The sequence below is a fragment of the Actinomadura sp. 3N508 genome, from assembly GCF_044326375.1.
Taxonomy (GTDB): domain Bacteria; phylum Actinomycetota; class Actinomycetes; order Streptosporangiales; family Streptosporangiaceae; genus Spirillospora.
The window spans coordinates 224,966-242,297 of the sequence record NZ_JBIRAX010000012.1 but is presented as its reverse complement, the minus strand read 5'-3'; the positions used below and the strand labels follow the sequence as shown (position 1 = coordinate 242,297).

Sequence of the window (17,332 nt, the reverse complement as noted above, 5' to 3'; positions counted from 1 at the left end):
TCCGCCACCATGTCAGGGGGACACCACGTGGCCGGAAGGAAAAGAAATTGTCGCAGAACCACTATGACGCCGTGGTGCTGGGCGGGGGAACGGCGGGCGAACTGGTGGCGTCCGGTCTCGCCCGCGCGGGACGGGACGTCGCGCTCGCCGAGAACCGCCTCGTCGGCGGGGAGTCGCCGTACTTCGCGTGCGTGCCGTCCAAGTCGCTGCTGATGTCGGCGCGGCGCGGCGAGACCTGGGAGATCGCCGTCGCCCGCCGCGACGAGCTGACCGGCCACCGCGGCGACGACCCCGCCGTCGCCCGGATGGCCGAGGCGGGCGTGACCGTCCTGCGCGGCCGGGGCCGCGTCCTGGAACCGGGCCGCATCGAGGTGGACGGTACCGTCCACGGATTTGGCGACCTCATCGTCTGCACGGGCAGCGAACCGGTGATCCCGCCGATCGACGGCCTGGCCGACGTCCCGGTGTGGACGAGCGACGAGGCGCTGTCCGTCCCCGACCTGCCGCGCCGGCTGGTGATCCTCGGCGGCGGCCCGGTCGGCTGCGAGATGGCGCAGGTGTACGCGGCGTTCGGGTCGCAGGTGGCGCTGATCGAGGCGTCCGGGCGGCTGCTGACCGCCGAGGCGCCGTTCGCGGGCGAGGTGCTCGCCGACGCGCTCCGCCGGATGGGCGTCGACCTGCGGCTCGGTGCCGCGCTCGCCAACGTCGAGCGCAAGGACACCGGCCTGCGGCTGTGGCTGTCGGACGGCGGCACGCTCGACGCCGACCGCATCCTCGTCGCCGCCGGGCGCCGTCCCCGCACGGAGGGCCTGGGCCTGGAAGAACTCGGCATCAACCTCACACCCGGCCAGGGCCTCCCCGTCGACAACACATGCCAGGTCACCTCCGACACGGGGGCTGTGTGGGCGGCAGGTGACGTCACCGGCGTCGCGCGCACCACCCACGCGGCCCGCTACCAGGCGCGCGTGGCACTCTCCAACATCCTCGGGCAGCGCCGCGAGGCCGACTACCGCGCCATTCCCCGCGTCGTCTACACCACGCCCACCGTCTACTCCGTGGGCGTCACGCCGACGCGGGCGGCGGAACTCGGCATAGACCTCCGCACCGCCGGGTACGACCTCGCCGCGACGGCGCGGGCGGCGGTCGAGGCCGACGAACGCGGCCGGGTGGAGCTGTACGCCGACCGCTCTCGCGGGCTGCTGATCGGCGCCGCCGCGGCCGGGCTGGGCGCCGAGGAGTGGATGAGCGAGATCGCGCTGGCCATCCGCGCGGAGACGCCGCTGAGCCTGCTCGCCGACGTCGTCCACGCGTTCCCGACCTACGGAGAGTCCGTGGAGGCGCCACTCAGGGAACTGGCCGGGCACGTGTGAGGCAGCCCCCACATCGACGCGTGAGCCCACGCGTGAGGAGGACCCGCAGATGAGCGAGACCGACGACCTGGAACAACCACCGCCCGAGAACGCCGCCGACACGGCCCGGGAGGCCAACGAGGCGGACGCCGCCGAACAGCGCGCCGCGCTCGACGACGAGGCGGGCCCGCGCGAGTGGTTCGCGCAGGTCCCGGACGAGGTCAACGAGGCGGACGCGGCCGAACAGCGCCGCGAGGTCCGGCTCGACGAGGACGACTACCGCTAGCGGCCGGGGCGTCCGGCGGAACGGGCCACAAAGTTGCCCGAAGATCGGGGTGGGGCTGCCTCCGCCCCTTCGCCGGAAATACACTGACCTGCGTGAAAGAACGTCGGCGGGCTCAGCTCGTGACCGGCGGAGTTACTCACGCGTAGGATGAGGGACAGTTCCCACGTGGCGGACGCCTCCCATCCGCCGCATACACATCGGTGATCGGAGAGTGTGGTGACCGCGACCCCGGACGCACGCCCCCGCGGCACGAGGCTGCCGCGGCTGGCGCGCCGCAGGCAACTGCTGGGCGCGGCCCAGGAGGTGTTCGTCGCGCAGGGGTACCACGCCGCGGCGATGGACGAGATCGCCGAGCGCGCCGGCGTCAGCAAGCCCGTGCTCTACCAGCACTTCCCGGGCAAGCTGGAGCTGTACCTGGCCCTGCTGGACGAGCACGCCGAGGCCCTGGTGAAGATCGTCCGCGAGGCGCTGGAGGCCACCACCGACAACAAGCTCCGCGTCCAGGCGAGCATCCGCGCCTTCTACGACTTCGTCGCCGGTGAGGGCGAGGCGTACCGGCTGGTCTTCGAGTCCGACCTGCGCAACGTCGCACCCGTCCGGGCCCGCGTCGACCGCGCCAACCAGCAGTGCGCCGAGATGATCGCCCAGGTCATCGCCGAAGACACCGACGCCCCGAGCGACGAGGCGCACCTGCTCGGCATGGGCCTGGTCGGCATGGCGGAGGTCAGCGCCCGCTACTGGCTGTCCCAGCACCGCCCCATCCCCAAGGACACCGCCGAGAAGATCATCGCCCGGCTGGCCTGGCGCGGCATCTCCGGCTTCCCCCGCGCGGGCGACACCCCGTAACCCCGGCCGCCTCGGACAGGCCGGGCCGCCCGCGCGAGGGCCGGTTTCACGCTGGGCCGAACCCCCGGGACGGCGCGCCGGCCCGCCCGCGTGCGAACATCGAGATCAAGACGGGCCCGCCGGCGGTCGGCGGGACGTGATCGAACGACGGGAGCATCGCGTGCAGGTTCGCATCGGCGTGCAGAACGTTCCGAAGGAACTCGTGGTCGACACCCGGCAGTCGGCCGACGAGGTGCAGGCCGCGCTGGCCGACGCGCTCTCCGATCCGCACGGGGTGCTCGTCCTCCAGGACCGCCGCGCCGGACGGATCCTCGTCCCCGGCGCACGGGTCGGCTACCTGGAGATCGTCGAGGACGAGCAGCGCAGCGTCGGCTTCGGCACCCAGTACACCTGAGCGACCCCCCGACGCGCGATCCGCGCCACCCGGCCGGGGCTTGACCTGCATTTTGTTTGACGCTGGCACGCGGGGCACATCGATCTTCGACCACGGGCCATCGGCCCACGGAAGAGGAATGGATGATCGACATGCTCACGACGATCCTCTGGTTCATCGTCGTCGGTGCCGTCATCGGAGCCTTGGCACGGCTGCTCGTCCCCGGACGCAACCCGATCGGGATCCTGCTCACGGTGCTCGTCGGTATCGCGGGCGCCGTCGTCGGCGGCGTCATCGCGGACGCGCTCGGCGCGGGCGCCTTCATCGCCTTCGTGTTCGCGATCCTGATCGCCGCGCTCGGCGTGGCCGCGCTCGCGCAGGCGAACACGCGCGGCATCGGCTCCGGCCGCCGCCGCGGCCCGCTGGCGCGCCGCCACGGCTGGCGGCCCCGCCGCCGCACCTACTGACCGCTGACCGGATCCACATCGGTCCATCGGTCCCAGCCAGAGGCCCCCGCACGCGCTGCCGCGGGGGCCTCTCCGTCCCCGGAATGCTCCAGTGTGCTCCGGAGTGCTCCGATGTCCGGAAGTGGCCGTCCCGCAGGCGCTGCCGACCGCCCCGCACCACGTATCCCCGGCGCCGCATATGGCCTGGCGGGCAAGCCGCGGAATAGATCAAACCATGCAAACGTTGGACATGGTGATCGGCTATTGGTGTATGCAATCAACGGTCGGTACACTGCGTCGCGGAGTGTGACCGCACGCAGCCACAGCGAGTGACTGCTTTCGACCCCTGACTGCGGTCGCCGGAACATTTTGAGCAACGGCTGGTCCCTCCCGCGCGAGCGCGCGGCCGGAAGAAGAGCGATCGGCGGGCACGCCCGAGACGGCGCCGCCCTCCGGTGGGCCGCGCCGCACCCGGGAGTAGAGACCCCGCATATTGGAGGCTGAAAGCCCTGACTACCTTTCGTGAACTCGGGGTCGTACCCGAGATAGCAGATGCCCTTGAAGCAGAGGGCATCGTCCAAGCGTTCCCCATCCAGGAGCTCGCCCTGCCGATCGCGCTGGGCGGGCACGACATCATCGGCCAGGCCCGCACGGGCACCGGCAAGACCCTCGCGTTCGGCGCCGCGCTGCTGCAGCGCATCGAGCACGGCGGGCGCGCCCCGCGCGCTCTCGTCGTCGCGCCGACCCGCGAGCTGGCCCTCCAGGTCACCGACGACCTCCTGGTCGCCGGCGGCAAGCTCGGCTCCCGCGTGCTGTCCGTCTACGGCGGCCGCGCGTACGAGCCGCAGATCTCCGCGCTCCGTGAGGGCGTCGACGTCGTCGTCGGCACGCCCGGCCGGCTGCTCGACCTCGTCAAGCAGAAGCACCTCGACCTCTCCGAGGTCGGGATCCTGGTGCTCGACGAGGCCGACCGCATGCTCGACCTCGGCTTCCTGCCGGACATCGAGCGCATCATCGAGCGCATCCCGGCACAGCGGCAGACGATGCTGTTCTCCGCGACCATGCCGGGCGAGATCGTCGCGCTGTCGCGCCGGTACCTGACCCGCCCGACCAACGTCCGGGCCGAGTCGCACACCGAGTCGGACGCGACGCCGCAGGTCGTCCAGCATGTCTTCCAGGCCCACCAGATGGACAAGCCGGAGATGCTGGCCCGCCTTCTGCAGGCCGAGAGCCGTGGTCTGACCATGGTCTTCTGCCAGACGAAGCGGGCCTGCGACCGGGTGGCCGCCGACCTCGCACAGCGCGGCTTCGACGCCGCCGCCGTGCACGGCGACCTCGGGCAGAGCCAGCGCGAGCGGGCGCTTCGCGCGTTCCGCAACGGCAAAATCGGCGTGCTGGTCGCCACCGACGTGGCCGCCCGCGGTCTCGACGTCGACGACGTCACCCATGTCGTCAACTACGAGTGCCCCGACAGCGCCGACACCTACGTGCACCGCATCGGCCGGACCGGCCGCGCGGGCAAGGAGGGCGTCTCCGTCACGTTCGTCGACTGGTCCGACCTCACCCGCTGGAAGCTGATCAACGGGACCCTCGGGCTGCCGTTCGCGGAGCCGGAGGAGACCTACTCCACGTCCCCGCACTTCTTCGCGACGCTCGGCATCCCCGAGGGCACGAAGGGGCGGCTGCCCGCGGAGCTGCGGAACGGGCGCGCCGGGCTGGACGCCGAGGAGCTGGAGGACATCGGCGAGACCGGCAAGGTCCGCAGCAATGTCCGCGCCGACCGTGACCACGACCGGGAGCGGGAGCGTCCGCGGCCTCGCCGCCGCAAGCGCAACCGGGCCCGGACCCGCGCCGGCCAGCCGGTGGAGGCGACCGCGTCCGCGTCACCGGAGGCACCCAAGGCGGACGACAACGTCGTCGACGCCGTGGCCACCGAGCGCAAGCGCAGCCGCGGCCCGCGGCGCCGTACCCGCGCGGGCAAGCCGGCCGCCGCCCAGGCGGCCGACACGGCGGAGTCCCAGCAGACCGCCTGACCGACGGAGCCGACCGCGAGACTACCGCTCAGTCTCGCGGTTTTCTCTTGCCCGCTGTTCTTGCCGAGGCCCCGTGCCTCAGCCGTCCCGCAGCTTGAGCGCAATGGAGGGATGGTCGGTCACCAGCACGGCGACCCGCGGATCGCGCAGGAAACGCTGCATGACGGGTTCGGCGTTGACCGTCCACACCATGGCGGGGATCCCTGCGCGGCCGCACTGCCGCAGCACTCCCACGCGGGCCAGCCGGTAGTTGACGGCGACCATGTCGGCGCCCGCCTTCCGGATGAGCCGCAGCGGCGCGAAGTCGTGTGCGACGCCGCGTTCCCACAGGTTGCGGCCCACCGACAGCGCCGTCCGGACGCCCGGGAAGCTCTTCTTGATCTCCACGAGCGAGAGCACCTCGCGGGTGGTGACGACGAAGCCGTCCCGCCCGAACGCCTCCACGGCCAGCGCCACGGTCTCGTGCTCGCAGCCGCGCTCTTTCAGGTCCAGATGGCCCTGCGCGCGCCCGCCCATGATGTCCATGGCCTCGCCGACCAGCGGGATCGGGCGAGGAGACAGCTCCTGCGCCCGCTCGTAGCTGATCCGGTTCAGCGGCAGACCGGCGACATCGGGGTCATGGTGGACGACGAGCCGCCCGTCCCCCGTCCGCCGGATGTCGATCTCCACGTACTCGGCGCCGGACTCGACGGCCTCGTTGAGACCCGCGAGGCCCGCTTCGTCGCGGCGATGCGCGGAGACGGCAGGCTTCGGACGCACCCTGCGACGCTATCACCGGAAGATTTCCAGCAGGCCGTCGCTCTGGCGCATTGACTATGGTGGTCACCTGTGAGTACGCCCCGGTTCCTGAAGCTGCCCCCCGGCGTTCGCCGGACGACCATCGAGACGTCCCGCGGCCCGTTCGCCGCCCTGGAGGCGTTGCCGGGATCCGGTGTGCCGGAACGCCGTCCCGCCCTCCTCGTGCCGGGCCTCACCGGCAGCAAGGAGGACTTCCTCGGGGTCCTGCAGACCCTTGCCGCGTCCGGCCGCCGCGTCGTGTCGATCGACATGCGCGGCCAGTACGAGTCCATCGGCCCGGACGACGAGTCCGCCTACTCCAGGGCCGCGCTGGGCGAAGACCTCACCGCCCTCCTCGAAACGCTCGGTCCCGACCCCGTCCACCTGGTCGGGCACTCGTTCGGCGGGCTGGTGAGCCAGGAGACGGTGCTCGCCGACCGGGTCCGTCCGGCGTCGCTCACCCTGATGAGCTCCGGCCCGTGCGCCGTCACCGGTCAGGCCGCGGACAAGGCGCAGGCGCTGCGCGACTTCGTCCCGCAGCTCGGCATGCAGGCGATCTGGGAGATGGCCCTGGAGCCCGACTACACCAAACGCGGCCTCGAACAGGAGATCATCGCCTTCATCAAGGCGCGCACGCTCGGCAACTCCGAGACGGGCCTCGCCTGCATGGCCGACGGGATCCTCACCGCCCCCGACCAAGTCGAGAACCTGGCCAAGCACTGCGCCGACACGAGCCTGCGCACCCTCGTCCTCTACGGCGAGGACGACGACGTCTGGGAACCGGCCGTGCAGGCGGCGATGGCCGAGCGGCTGAACGCGTCCAAGGTCGTCATTCCCGGCGCGGCCCATTCCCCCGCTTGGGACGCACCCGAAACCACCGCGACGGCCCTGACCACCTTCTGGAACCAGGCAGAAAATCCCGGCCGGTAATAAAGCAGGACAAACACCCGGCCACTCTCTGTAATGACCCCACCCTTCCAGGAGAAACCACGGTCGGCTACATCAAGATTGCGCGCTGGAGCCGGATTCGGCCTAGGCTTGGTGCATGCCGGTGGATTACCGAGCCCCCAACATCAATGCCCGGAGCCTGGGCCAGCACCTGAGGAAGATCCGGGAACTCCTTGAACTGTCCTACCTCGACGCGGCGTCCCACCTCGGCCGCAACGCCGACTGGCTCGCCCGCGTCGAGACGGGTTTCGGCCAGGTCACTCCCGCCGAGATCGCCGAGATCCTGGACGCCTACGGCGTCCCGCGCAAGATCCGCGACGTCCTGGTCGACCTGGCGTCCCGCCCCGACGGCCCGCCCTGGCTGGCCCGCCATGTCGGCCGGCTGAAGGCCCTCGTCCGCGACATCTACACGATCGAGTCGGAGTCGTCGCTCGTCCACACCTTCGGCATCGCGCGCATGCCGGAACTCGTCCGCTGCGAGGCGTACGCGCGCCTGGTCTACGGGTACCACCTCCCCAGGCTGGACGTGGACCAGGAACTCGACCTGCTCCGCAGCCGCCAGCAGCACCGCCCCGGCGGCCGTCCCCGAACCCTGGACGTGATCCTGGACGGCTACATGCTGGAACGCCACAACGGCCCAGCCGACATCATCCGCGCCCAGTTCACGCACCTGCTCGATCTTTCCGAGGACGGCCGGTCGACGGTCCGCGTCATCCCGACCTCCAAAGGCGTCCACGCGGGCCTGCACGGCTCTTTCGACGTGTTCGAGTTCCCCGACGTCACCGACCGGATCTCGATCGTCTACACCGCCCTCGGCATCGACGCGTCCCCGGTCGACCTCTGGGACACCTGGAAAAAACTCGAAGAAGTCGCCCTGACTCCCGAAGACTCCCGCACGCTCCTGGAAACCCACCGCAGGGCCCTCCGCTAGCTCCCCTTTCCGTCCTGCACCGCCAAGCCCGCCCCGGTTTCACGCTCCGCCTTTTCGAGCCGCCAAAGCACCCCCGCCACTCCCTCGACGGTCCAGCCCCGAAGCACCGGGTCCGCCCATGGACCCCCACCCCAGGCTCCAGACCGCCGAAGGACTCTGCTCGCCCCGTGGACGGCCGCCCGGTCACCGATCAGTGGAATGGCCGAAGTCGTTCACCAAGAGGGCACACGAGCCACGGGTACCGTCCTCCCGCGAGGGAGTACCGCCCGGCTCCCTGACACGCTCGCCGTTCCGCTGATCGGGAACGGCGGTGTGCGGCACCTCGAACCACACCCGCAGGCGCCCGTCGTCGAGCTGCTCGAATGCCCACGACTTGGTGAGCATCGCCAGGATCGGCAGGCCGCGCCCGTGAATGCCGTCCGGGTCGTGCCGCCGCTGCGGGACGGTGGCGCCGCCCTCGTCCGTCACCTCGATGCGGATGTTGGCGGTGTCCACGTACGCGTCCACCTCCACGGTCGCCCCCGACCCGTGCACGATCGCGTTGGTGAGCGTCTCCGAAAGCAGCAGGACGCTGTCGTCGCACGCACTGTGCTTCTCACCGAGAATCGGCTCCAGGCGCCCCAGCAGCCAACGTCGCCCGTTCACCACGTTCTGCGGCGTGGACGGGATAACGCACGTCCCCAGATGATGCCGCTTCACCGCACACCCGCCGTCCGCGCCACCAGCGCCGGCGCCCACAGCACGCTCTCCCCCTCCGTCGGGCGGACGAGCATGGACGTGCACCGCTCGCGTTCTCCCAGCTTGTAATACAGATCAGCCAGGAGGCTGAACCGCACCTCGTGCGGCCGCTGATCCGTCGACAACATCGGACGCCCCTTCTCCAGGCACGCGGGCACCACGAATCCACAACTACTTTCGTGATCACCCATACACCGTGCGTAATTGCTCGCTAGGGTCTGAGCATGCAGCGGACGGGATGACTTTGTAAACCCAAAGAAGTGAACTCGCTCAAAGAATCATGGTCCGCGCGGTGGGCATATACCAACAGGAGGTACGAACGTGGCGAGTCGGACAAGCCCCACGGTCCGCAGGCGGCGTCTCGCGTCCGAAATGCGACGGCTGCGCAAGGAATCAGGAAGGACCCGCGAAGAGGCGGCCCGCTTCGCGGACATCGCGCCCGCCACGGTCAGCCGCATCGAGGCGGCCATCCACGCCCCGAAGGTCGCCGACATCATGGCGCTCTGCAAGTTCTACGACCTGGACGACGAACGCACGGAGGTCCTGGTCACCCTCGCCCGTCAGAGCCGCCAGCGCGGCTGGTGGCAGAAGTATGGGGACGCGATCCCAGCCTGGTTCGAGGTCTACGTCGGTCTCGAAGAAGAAGTCTCCGAGATACGCTCCTACCAATCAGAGGCGATCTTCGGCCTCCTACAGACGGAAGCGTACGCCCGCGCCGTGTTGCTCGCGGACGACAACGTCTCACCCGACGACGGCGAGCGCATGCTCGAAGTCCGCATGCGGCGGCAGAAGGTACTCGAAGGCCCGGATCGCCCGAAGCTGTGGATCATCCAGAACGAAGCGGCTCTACGTAGGGAGGTTGGCGGCCAGGCCGTCATGCGGGAGCAGCTCGACCACCTCACGTCCCTCTCACGGATGCCCGGGATGACCATCCAGGTGCTTCCGCTGGTCAGCGGCGCACACCCGTCCATGCACGGCGCTTTCGAGATCCTCAGCTTTCCTGACCGCCGCGATCCGGACGTCGTGTACGTTGATTACCGAAACGGGTGCATTTACCTTGAGGAATCAGAAGAGGTGGACGACTACGTCCAACTCTTCAATCAACTTCGAGCGAGGGCGCTCGGCCCCGACGAGACACGTACGTTGATCGCTCAGGTAGCTCGGCAGCAGGCGTGACACAACAGGAAGTGGAGGTCTCCATCATGGACCTCTCCCAGATCACCTGGCGCAAGGCCCGCAGCAGCGCCAACAACGGTTCATGTGTCGAGGTCGGTGCGTGGCGTAAGAGCAGCCGCAGCATCGGCAACGGCGGCGAGTGCGTTGAGGTCGGTGGCTGGCGCAAGACCAGTCACAGCACTGGCAACGGTGGCGAGTGCGTTGAGGTGGCGGCGGACGAGGCGGTGGTGTGGGCACGGGACTCCAAGGACCCGGACGGGCCGGTGCTCGGCTTCGGGGCCGAAGCTTGGGCCGCTTTCCTCACCACGGTGAAGACCGGCCAACTAGACCGCCGCCGTTAGATATTCCGGACAACGCTCACTGCCGCGCGGCGTCCAGTTTTCAACCAACGCTTTGGTGAGCGGATGTTCGTCGTTCAGCACCGCTCTCCCTCAGAAAGTGTCACCTCGAACAAACGGGATCGCCTGACCCAAATCACCAGCCGCCCGGTAAATGCGGGCGAGACTATCGCGCGAGCTCAACGTGTCGGGATGATCCTCACCCAACACCCGCGTCCGATCGACCAGCGCCTGCAGGTACAACGAGAACGCCCGCTCCAGATCACCAGCCGCTTCGTAGGCGACCGCCAGGTTGTTACGAGAGACCAGCGTGTCAGGGTGATCCTCACCCAACACCCGCGTCCGATCGACCAGCGTCTGCTCGTACAGCGGAATTGCCCGCTCCAGATCACCAGCCGCCCGGTAGGCGCGGGCGAGGTTATTGCGAAATGTCAGCGTGGACGGGTGATCCTCACCCAACACCCGCATCCCATCCACCAGCGTCTGCTCATGCAGCGAAGTCGCCCGCTCCAGATCACCAGCCTCCAGGTAGGCGACTGCCAGGTTGTTACGAGAGGCCAGGGTGTCAGGGTGATCCTCACCCAACACCCGCGTCCGATCGACCAGCGTCTGCTCATGCAGCGAAATCGCCCGCTCCAGATCACCAGCCTCCAGGTAGGCGACTGCCAGGTTATTGCGAAATGTCAGCGTGGACGGGTGATCCTCACCCAACACCCGCATCCCATCCACCAGCGTCTGCTCATGCAGCGGAATCGCCCGCTCCAGATCACCAGCCGCCCGATAAACGCCCGCCAAGTTGTTACGAGAGGCCAGCGTGTCAGGGTGATCCTCACCCAACACCCGCGTCCGATCGACCAGCGTCTGCTCGTACAGCGGAATCGCCCGCTCCAGATCACCAGCCTCCAGGTAGGCGACTGCCAGGTTGTTACGAGAGACCAGCGTGTCAGGGTGATCCTCACCCAACACCCGCGTCCGATCGACCAGCGTCTGCTCATGCAGCGGAATCGCCCGCTCCAAATCACCAGCTGCTTGGTAGGTGGAAGCGAGGTTGTTGCGAGAGGCCAGTGTGTCAGGGTGATCCTCACTCAACGTCCGCTGCCGCTCGGTCACAGTGCGCTGGAAGTAGGCGATAGCACGATCTAAGACTCCCTGCGCATCCAGGAAGGACGCTGTCCAATTGAGCAGACGTGCAGTGTCGCTCGTGTCGGTCTCGGGGTTGGTGTGGTCGGCCAGTGCGGTGATGTGGGGAAGCAAGGTCTGCCATACCGGCCATTGAGCCGGGTCGACCGTGGTGGGACAGGCCACGTTGAGCAGGGCGGTGGCCTCAGTGCGGCCTTGGTCGATGTCGTCGGGGCGGCGGTGGGGGTCGCCGTCGTTCTCGGCCGGGCGAGGGTCGGGGGTGCGGGCGACGGCCTGCACCAGGCGATGCACGGCGATCGTGTCGACGCCCAGCGTGATCATGTTGTAGGCCGCCAGGTCGCCGAGTGCGGTGGCGATCGGGACCGGGTCGTCCAGCGGGTCGAGCAGGCTGCGTGGGATGTCGTCGGGTGCCCACCACGCCAGGATGCGCAGCAGGTCACCGGCGAACGGCGTGGTTGTGACCAGGTGGTCCAGGGTGAGGCGCCAGATCCGGGCGATGGTGCGTTGCGGGTCAGCGCCACGAGCGGTCTGGTCGTAGAGGGCGGCCGGGTCGGCGCGCAGTAGCCGCAGATAGGTGTCCGGGGACAAGTGCGTCTGGCGCATGTAGGCGCCGGCCTGCTTGATGGCCAGTGGCAGATGGCCCAGCTCAGCGCAAAGCTCTGCGGCACCGTCCAACTCGGTGACAGGGCGGCCGTTGGTGACGATGCGGGCGAGCATTTCCTGTGCCTCGGACGGGCTGAGCACGTCCAGCTCGATCAACGCCGGGACGAGGTCATCCCACCCTTCCCGCAAGCGGGTGGTGATCAAGAACCGGCCGTCTGGTGCGCTGGTCAGCAGCTCGGTCACATGAGCGGGATCGTTGACGTTGTCGAGCACCACCAGCCAGCCGGTGTGCGCGGCCAGCCACCGCCTCGCCCAGGCCGCCCGGTCCTCCGGTGCGACCGCCGCCGGTGCGCTGCGGGCCATCTCTGGCACCAGCATCCCGGCCAGGTCGGCCAGCCCGGCGGTGACGTTCGCTGTGGAGTCGGCGGTGATCCACCACGTCAGGACGTGCGCGTCGGCGTGCCGGTGCACCCACTGGGCGGCCAGGGTGCTCTTGCCCACGCCGCCCAGCCCGTGCACCGCCTGCACCACCACCCCACCCGGGTTCGCAAGCACGGCGTCCAGTTCGGCCAGTTCCTCATCACGTCCGACGAACATCGTCGTGCGCAGCGGCAGCGTCGGCGGCGTCCACGGTGGCGGCTCCACCTCTTCAGGCCGCGGCAACGGCGCCGCCTGGTACACATCGCCCACGTGCGTGGGCGAGTCGATGATGTCGCGTCCGGCAGCCTTGGCCCCGACACCGGAGGCTTCGAGATGCTGGTCGCGCTGCTCGTCGTCTCGTCCCGGCTCGCCTGGAGTGCGGCCGCCTCGTTCGCGCCTCAAGAGGTTGCCGGGCCGTCGCCTGTGACCTGGGTGTGGGAGTCGTCTACGTCGTCCCCTGCGGCGATCGCGCCGAGGCCCGATGCGCTGACTCCCTGATCGGTGTCTGGGCCTGGTGAGGGCGGGGTGCCTGCGGGCGGCCTTGTCACCTTGGTCGAGGAACCCTTCACGGAGCCGCCTGCGGCTATTGCGCCGTCGCCGGACGCCGACACTCGGCCCGAGCGTACCGGGTCCGGGTCTGGTGTCGCGCGGTACGTCAGCCATGCCAGCAGGCCAGCGCCGACCATGACGAACGCCACCGTCGCCGCCATCCAAGCCACGTCCCACTGCTGGGTCAGCATGCCCGTGACCACGTTCACCACCGCGCCGACCACCACACCCGCTGCGGCCGCTGCCCCCTGCCGACGTCTAGCGTTCACCACGTCTCCTGCAAATGCCGACGCGGGCGGCGCGCCCGCGTTACACCGATTGTTACGCGTTTCCCGCTGACTCACCGATGCTTCGTCGCACCTGGCCGTAATCGTCCAGAGGAACGGACATCGGCTCGTTGATCGCGGCTAAGATCCTTGATCGCCATGAAACCGCTGATTGACACCGATCCCACAGAAATAGGCGGCCATCGGCTGTTGGCCAGGCTCGGTGCCGGCGGGATGGGCCAGGTGTACCTGGGCCTCGGCCGGGACGATCGGCTGGTCGCGGTCAAGGTCGTCCTCGAAGGGCTCGACAGCCCCGACATCCACGCCCGGTTCCGGCGCGAGGTGCGGACGGTCGAGCGGGTCGACAGCCCGTTCGCCGCGCGGCTGGTCGGCGCCGGTCTCGACGTCTCGCCCGTCTGGCTGGCCACCGAATACGTGCCAGGACCCACGCTCAAGCAGGCCGTCGAACAGTCGGGGCCGCTCCCGGCAGAGACCTGCATGCGGCTGCTGGGCGCGCTGGCCCAAGGGCTGGCCGAGCTGCACGCCCAGGGCGTCCAGCATCGGGATCTCAAGCCGGGCAACGTCATCCTCGCCCCGGACGGGCCCCGGTTCATCGACTTCGGCATCGCCAGGGGCGACGGCCAGACCCAGATCACCCGGACCGGTGGCCTCGTCGGGACGCCCGGGTTCCTGGCGCCGGAGGTAATCCAGGAGGCCGCGCCGGTCCCGGCGTCCGACGTGTTCTCGCTGGCCGGGACGATCGCCTACGCCGCGACGGGACGGCCTCCGTTCGGGGGCGGGCCGCTGCAGGCGGTACTCCACCGGACGCTGAGCGGGATGATCGACCTGGACGGGGTGCCGGTCGAACTCGCCGATCTGGTCGAGATGTGCGCCGAGAAGGACCCGGCGGCGCGGATCACCCCTGACCGGCTGGTCCGGTTGACCGCAGGGCCACCGGTCGAGGAGGACCCCTGGTACCAGCGCCTGGCCCGCTCCACCCCGCCCGCACCGCGCAGCCTCGCCGAGGCCATCGCGGCCGGGCTCGCTCCCCAGCGCACCCCCGCCACCATTCCCACGCCGTCCAACTCCCGCAGCCCCCGCCCTGTCTTCGTCGGCCTCGGCGGGCTGGCGGTCGTCCTGGCCGGGGCGCTGGTCGTCAACCTGCTGACCGGCGGCGAGGGGCGGACGTCCGGCGGTCCGGGTTCGGCGTCGAGCACCCCCAAGACCGTGAAGGGCGGCGTGCCGGCGACCGTCAACATCCGGCTGCCCGGTAACCCGGACTACTTCTACTGGGATCCGGCCAAGAAGTCGTGCCAGGAAGCCCAGGCCCCGGTCGACGACCCCCCGCGCGACTTCCGTGTGGAGGCCCCCGCCAAGGCGAAGAGTCGCGGCTCGGTGAAGATCGAGTTCATGATCGAGCGGGCCGGGCCGCCCCCTGCTTCCTACTATCTTGCGGCGGGCGTCTGGCCTGCGGGTTTGGGGTCATCGGTCCCGCTGGGGCAGTTGTCCAAGCCCTTCCTCATCCCGGACGACACCTGGAGGAAGACGCTCGAGTACCCGGCTGATTTCCGGTACATGAACGGCCCCGCCTGGAAGTTGAGCCCCGCGCCCGGACACTGGATCGTGGTCGTCTACCACGTCCGGCCCGACGGGAGCGCCGCCTACATCGACTGCACCGGATTCGTAGTCGAATGAATGCCCGGGACTCTTCTGTGAGATCGAGAACTCGTTGGGTCTGGAGAGGGCTCTTCGTTCCCTACTCCGCCCGCGAATGCCGACCGGGCGAGGGCCCCGCAGTACGCGTTTCCCGCTGACCCACCGATGCTTCACCGCCGCCGTCGCCGTCTCATGGCAGGCCGCCGCAGCGTCCGTGGCCGGGTCTTCCACCACGCCGCCGCTCGGGAACGGGTCGCGGACGTGGAAGACGTGCTGCAACGCCCGCCACACCGGCTGGACGTTGGTCAGGTGGTGCCTGGTCATGTAGGTGGCGAGGTGGTCGAAGTCGTAGTCCAGATCGACCAGGCGGGGCGGGGCGGAAGTGCGGGATCGAGGTCAGGCCGCCATCGAACTCCAGGGACCAGCTGGTCATGTGGGCGGGTCACTTCGGACGTGCCCTAGAAGCGCCAGCGGGTTGCGCTGAATCCCTTCTCCTTGCCGAAGGCGAAGACCACCGTCGGCTCGACCGCGAAGACGTACCTGGGATTGGCCAGCTCGGTGTCGTCGGGGTCGTAGAACTCACCGTCCTGGACGAATGGATGCCACCACGGATACTTGGTCGGGAACAGGTCCGCGACGCGTTGCAGCCGGTCGGCGTCCCGGACGATGTGCGCGGTTCCCTCGACTACCAGGTCGACGTCGCTGGCCGGGACGGTGACGGCGCACCTGCCGTTGTGTTCGAGGTAGCGAGCTTTGCGCGCCTCTCGGTGCGTGTTGAAGCAAACGGCGCCCTCCAGCCAGACGGCCAGCACCGGCACGACGTGCACGCGCCCATTAGGGCCGGACGTCGCCACCAGGTAGTCATCGCTTTCGGCTAACCGTGTCCGAGCGTCCGCCCAGGTGAGGGACGTCAGAGGACTGCCGCTGGGGCTGGACAATGGCTCGGCGACCGGCTCCGGCTCCGTCATGACCGCTCCTTTTATTCTCGGAACACCTAGACACACGGTAAGGCTGCGCGGTGACGAGAGCACCGAACCGATTGAACGAGTCGGCATCCGCAGAGCCGTCTCGGGCGAATGGTGAGCGAGCGACCACTCACGCACCTCAGGGAGGACCTGTGAAGTTCTTCTCGCGCAACGCCGCCGCAGCCTCGGTCGTCGCACTCGGCGCGCTGACGGCCGTCCCGGCGATGGCGGGGCCTGCCGCGGCCGTCCCGTCGCAGTGCAGCGTCGGCCGCGACTTCAGCACTGCGTTCAGCTCCTGCCTTGGCGGCACTGGAGAGCACCGGATCGTCTGCTTCTACACCCACCACATTCCGGGTGTGGGGACCATCATCGGCCACGGGCCTTGGAAGCCGGTCGGCGAAACGTCCGGCACCTACTGCCCCCAGGACAGGGTCACCAACACCTTCGTCGAGGTCCGCTGACCCATGCTCGACGAACCTTTCACACCCGCTGCGGCCGCAGCCGCCTGACGCCGCCTAGCGTTCACTGCGCCTCCCGCGAGGGCCGGCCGGGCGACGCGCCCGCGTACTCCGATTGTTCCGCGTCTGCCGCTGCACCAGCTTGCCTCGCCGCACCTGGCCGTCAACGGGTGGCGATCGCACGGCGGGCTCGTCACGGCTTGGTGGGGTGGTGAGGAGGGCGCGGCGGCAGCCAGATCCAGGCATTCGTCCGGGTTTCCTTTACCAGGACGCGGATGGGGCGGTAGGCGTCGCGGTCGATGAGGCCGCCGCGGTGGCTGGCGTCGTCGAAGAGCGAGCCGCTGACGATCAGGCCCAGGTCGGCGTCCGGTGTGTCGGCCATGACCCGTTTGAAGGCGGGGGCCTCCAGGTGGCGGAACAGCTCTACCGGTGCGCGGCCGACGATGCCGCGCTCGTCGTGCTCGGCGTGTCCGTAGTGGACGGCGGCGCGGAGGCGGAGGCGGTGAGCCGTGTCGAGATAGCGGTTCTCGCGCCGCAGGACTGCGGTGAGGTGGTGGCCGAAGGGGTCCAGGAACCGGCAGGGATCGACCTCGCCGGGAGCGACGATGAGGGCACCGTCGCCGCGATCCTCATAGTGGCAGTCCGCCAGGGAGAGGCCCGTGATCGTAAAGGCCTGCGCCACTCCTCGGTACATGCTCGTCCGCAGCCTGACTTGGAGGTCGAGGTCGCGGCGCAGGTCGCCGAAAGCAACGATGTCGACGGCGACGAGAGGTTTGTGCATGGTTGCTGACTTCCGGTTCCGGGAGGAGGGTCGAGGTGGTCATCGGCCCAGAACTCTTCGAGTTCGTGAGCACTGAGTTGCGTGACGGGGACAGGACGCAGCCCTCTGCCGGTCCGGGCGGCCCAGACCACGAACAACGCGCATGCGACGTCACGCCAGAATGCGTCGGCTTCGTCGAACAACGGGATCGGTAACGAACGCAGCATCGGCGGAGACATCCCCTTACGGGCGGCTGGAGGGTTGATCGAGATTC

Annotated in this window: 19 protein-coding genes and 1 pseudogene; 12 read left to right on the top strand and 8 right to left on the bottom strand. The window is 69.3% G+C overall.

Annotated features, from left to right (window positions below; translation table 11 throughout):
* Window positions 1-47 precede the first annotated feature (47 nt).
* The 6 genes from ACH34S_RS34895 (at window position 48) to ACH34S_RS34870 (ending at window position 5,333) form a co-directional block, all read left to right on the top strand.
* Window positions 48-1,370, top strand: coding sequence for a dihydrolipoyl dehydrogenase family protein (locus ACH34S_RS34895; RefSeq protein ID WP_395957149.1), 1,323 nt, complete (start codon window positions 48-50; stop codon window positions 1,368-1,370).
* A 49-nt stretch (window positions 1,371-1,419) separates the two neighbouring features.
* Window positions 1,420-1,635, top strand: coding sequence for a hypothetical protein (locus ACH34S_RS34890; RefSeq protein WP_395957148.1), 216 nt, complete (start codon window positions 1,420-1,422; stop codon window positions 1,633-1,635).
* 216 nt (window positions 1,636-1,851) lie between these two features.
* A complete protein-coding gene (locus ACH34S_RS34885) occupies window positions 1,852-2,481 on the top strand; it encodes a TetR/AcrR family transcriptional regulator (protein WP_395957147.1) in 630 nt (209 codons plus the stop codon).
* A 160-nt stretch (window positions 2,482-2,641) separates the two neighbouring features.
* Window positions 2,642-2,875 carry a DUF3107 domain-containing protein gene (locus tag ACH34S_RS34880; protein WP_395957146.1) on the top strand — a complete coding sequence of 78 codons (234 nt, stop codon included), beginning with the start codon at window positions 2,642-2,644 and terminating at the stop codon, window positions 2,873-2,875.
* 122 nt (window positions 2,876-2,997) lie between these two features.
* Window positions 2,998-3,321, top strand: coding sequence for a GlsB/YeaQ/YmgE family stress response membrane protein (locus ACH34S_RS34875; protein ID WP_395957145.1), 324 nt, complete (start codon window positions 2,998-3,000; stop codon window positions 3,319-3,321).
* 524 nt (window positions 3,322-3,845) lie between these two features.
* On the top strand, window positions 3,846-5,333 hold the full coding sequence (locus ACH34S_RS34870) for a DEAD/DEAH box helicase (protein ID WP_395957220.1): 1,488 nt from the start codon (window positions 3,846-3,848) through the stop codon (window positions 5,331-5,333).
* 78 nt (window positions 5,334-5,411) lie between these two features.
* Here ACH34S_RS34870 and ACH34S_RS34865 read toward each other — a convergent pair whose 3' ends face one another.
* Window positions 5,412-6,092, bottom strand: a complete 681-nt coding sequence (locus ACH34S_RS34865) for a glycerophosphodiester phosphodiesterase (protein ID WP_395957144.1) — start codon at window positions 6,090-6,092, stop codon at window positions 5,412-5,414.
* Window positions 6,093-6,161: 69 nt separating this feature from the next.
* On the opposite strand from ACH34S_RS34865, the gene ACH34S_RS34860 reads away from it, so the two are divergent.
* Together ACH34S_RS34860 and ACH34S_RS34855 are read left to right on the top strand one after the other, a co-directional pair.
* Window positions 6,162-7,040 carry an alpha/beta fold hydrolase gene (locus ACH34S_RS34860; RefSeq protein WP_395957143.1) on the top strand — a complete coding sequence of 293 codons (879 nt, stop codon included), beginning with the start codon at window positions 6,162-6,164 and terminating at the stop codon, window positions 7,038-7,040.
* A 115-nt stretch (window positions 7,041-7,155) separates the two neighbouring features.
* A complete protein-coding gene (locus tag ACH34S_RS34855; protein ID WP_395957142.1) occupies window positions 7,156-7,989 on the top strand; it encodes a helix-turn-helix domain-containing protein in 834 nt (277 codons plus the stop codon).
* Window positions 7,990-8,172: 183 nt separating this feature from the next.
* Here ACH34S_RS34855 and ACH34S_RS34850 read toward each other — a convergent pair whose 3' ends face one another.
* Together ACH34S_RS34850 and ACH34S_RS34845 are read right to left on the bottom strand one after the other, a co-directional pair.
* Window positions 8,173-8,688 carry an ATP-binding protein gene (locus ACH34S_RS34850; protein ID WP_395957141.1) on the bottom strand — a complete coding sequence of 172 codons (516 nt, stop codon included), beginning with the start codon at window positions 8,686-8,688 and terminating at the stop codon, window positions 8,173-8,175.
* Window positions 8,685-8,855, bottom strand: coding sequence for a hypothetical protein (locus ACH34S_RS34845; protein WP_395957140.1), 171 nt, complete (start codon window positions 8,853-8,855; stop codon window positions 8,685-8,687). Before ACH34S_RS34845 ends, ACH34S_RS34850 begins: the two co-directional genes overlap by 4 nt.
* A 193-nt stretch (window positions 8,856-9,048) precedes the next feature.
* Here ACH34S_RS34845 and ACH34S_RS34840 point away from each other — a divergent pair, with 193 nt between their 5' ends.
* Both ACH34S_RS34840 and ACH34S_RS34835 read left to right on the top strand, forming a co-directional pair.
* On the top strand, window positions 9,049-9,903 hold the full coding sequence (locus tag ACH34S_RS34840) for a helix-turn-helix domain-containing protein (protein WP_395957139.1): 855 nt from the start codon (window positions 9,049-9,051) through the stop codon (window positions 9,901-9,903).
* Between the two features lie 11 nt (window positions 9,904-9,914).
* Entirely contained in the window at window positions 9,915-10,244 is a 330-nt protein-coding gene (locus ACH34S_RS34835; protein WP_395957138.1) for a DUF397 domain-containing protein, read from the top strand.
* A gap of 90 nt (window positions 10,245-10,334) precedes the next feature.
* On the opposite strand, the gene ACH34S_RS34830 is transcribed toward ACH34S_RS34835, so the two are convergent.
* Both ACH34S_RS34830 and ACH34S_RS34825 read right to left on the bottom strand, forming a co-directional pair.
* Window positions 10,335-12,806: a tetratricopeptide repeat protein gene (locus tag ACH34S_RS34830; protein ID WP_395957137.1), complete on the bottom strand. Its 2,472-nt coding sequence runs from the start codon at window positions 12,804-12,806 to the stop codon at window positions 10,335-10,337.
* Window positions 12,803-13,222, bottom strand: a complete 420-nt coding sequence (locus ACH34S_RS34825) for a hypothetical protein (RefSeq protein WP_395957136.1) — start codon at window positions 13,220-13,222, stop codon at window positions 12,803-12,805. Before ACH34S_RS34825 ends, ACH34S_RS34830 begins: the two co-directional genes overlap by 4 nt.
* 156 nt (window positions 13,223-13,378) lie before the next feature.
* Between ACH34S_RS34825 and ACH34S_RS34820 the strand changes: the two genes are divergently transcribed.
* Complete coding sequence (locus ACH34S_RS34820; protein ID WP_395957135.1) at window positions 13,379-14,914, top strand: serine/threonine-protein kinase; 1,536 nt, start codon at window positions 13,379-13,381, stop codon at window positions 14,912-14,914.
* A 219-nt stretch (window positions 14,915-15,133) separates the two neighbouring features.
* Here the strand turns inward: ACH34S_RS34820 and ACH34S_RS34815 are convergent.
* Both ACH34S_RS34815 and ACH34S_RS34810 read right to left on the bottom strand, forming a co-directional pair.
* Window positions 15,134-15,199: pseudogene (locus tag ACH34S_RS34815) on the bottom strand (hypothetical protein); the annotation flags it as partial.
* Window positions 15,200-15,333: 134 nt separating this feature from the next.
* Window positions 15,334-15,843 carry a pyridoxamine 5'-phosphate oxidase family protein gene (locus tag ACH34S_RS34810; RefSeq protein ID WP_395957134.1) on the bottom strand — a complete coding sequence of 170 codons (510 nt, stop codon included), beginning with the start codon at window positions 15,841-15,843 and terminating at the stop codon, window positions 15,334-15,336.
* Window positions 15,844-15,992: 149 nt separating this feature from the next.
* Between ACH34S_RS34810 and ACH34S_RS34805 the strand changes: the two genes are divergently transcribed.
* Window positions 15,993-16,301 carry a hypothetical protein gene (locus ACH34S_RS34805; RefSeq protein WP_395957133.1) on the top strand — a complete coding sequence of 103 codons (309 nt, stop codon included), beginning with the start codon at window positions 15,993-15,995 and terminating at the stop codon, window positions 16,299-16,301.
* A gap of 190 nt (window positions 16,302-16,491) precedes the next feature.
* Here ACH34S_RS34805 and ACH34S_RS34800 read toward each other — a convergent pair whose 3' ends face one another.
* Window positions 16,492-17,079, bottom strand: a complete 588-nt coding sequence (locus ACH34S_RS34800) for a hypothetical protein (protein ID WP_395957132.1) — start codon at window positions 17,077-17,079, stop codon at window positions 16,492-16,494.
* Window positions 17,080-17,332: the final 253 nt, after the last annotated feature.

Bases quoted from the DNA above. Each gene is read 5' to 3' on its own strand.
- ACH34S_RS34845 (WP_395957140.1), bottom strand. From the start codon at position 8,855: ATGTTGTCGACGGATCAGCGGCCGCACGAGGTGCGGTTCAGCCTCCTG.
- ACH34S_RS34810 (WP_395957134.1), bottom strand. From the start codon at position 15,843: ATGACGGAGCCGGAGCCGGTCGCCGAGCCATTGTCCAGCCCCAGCGGC.
- ACH34S_RS34820 (WP_395957135.1), top strand. From the start codon at position 13,379: ATGAAACCGCTGATTGACACCGATCCCACAGAAATAGGCGGCCATCGG.
- ACH34S_RS34890 (WP_395957148.1), top strand. From the start codon at position 1,420: ATGAGCGAGACCGACGACCTGGAACAACCACCGCCCGAGAACGCCGCC.
- ACH34S_RS34800 (WP_395957132.1), bottom strand. From the start codon at position 17,079: ATGCACAAACCTCTCGTCGCCGTCGACATCGTTGCTTTCGGCGACCTG.
- ACH34S_RS34855 (WP_395957142.1), top strand. From the start codon at position 7,156: ATGCCGGTGGATTACCGAGCCCCCAACATCAATGCCCGGAGCCTGGGC.
- ACH34S_RS34875 (WP_395957145.1), top strand. From the start codon at position 2,998: ATGATCGACATGCTCACGACGATCCTCTGGTTCATCGTCGTCGGTGCC.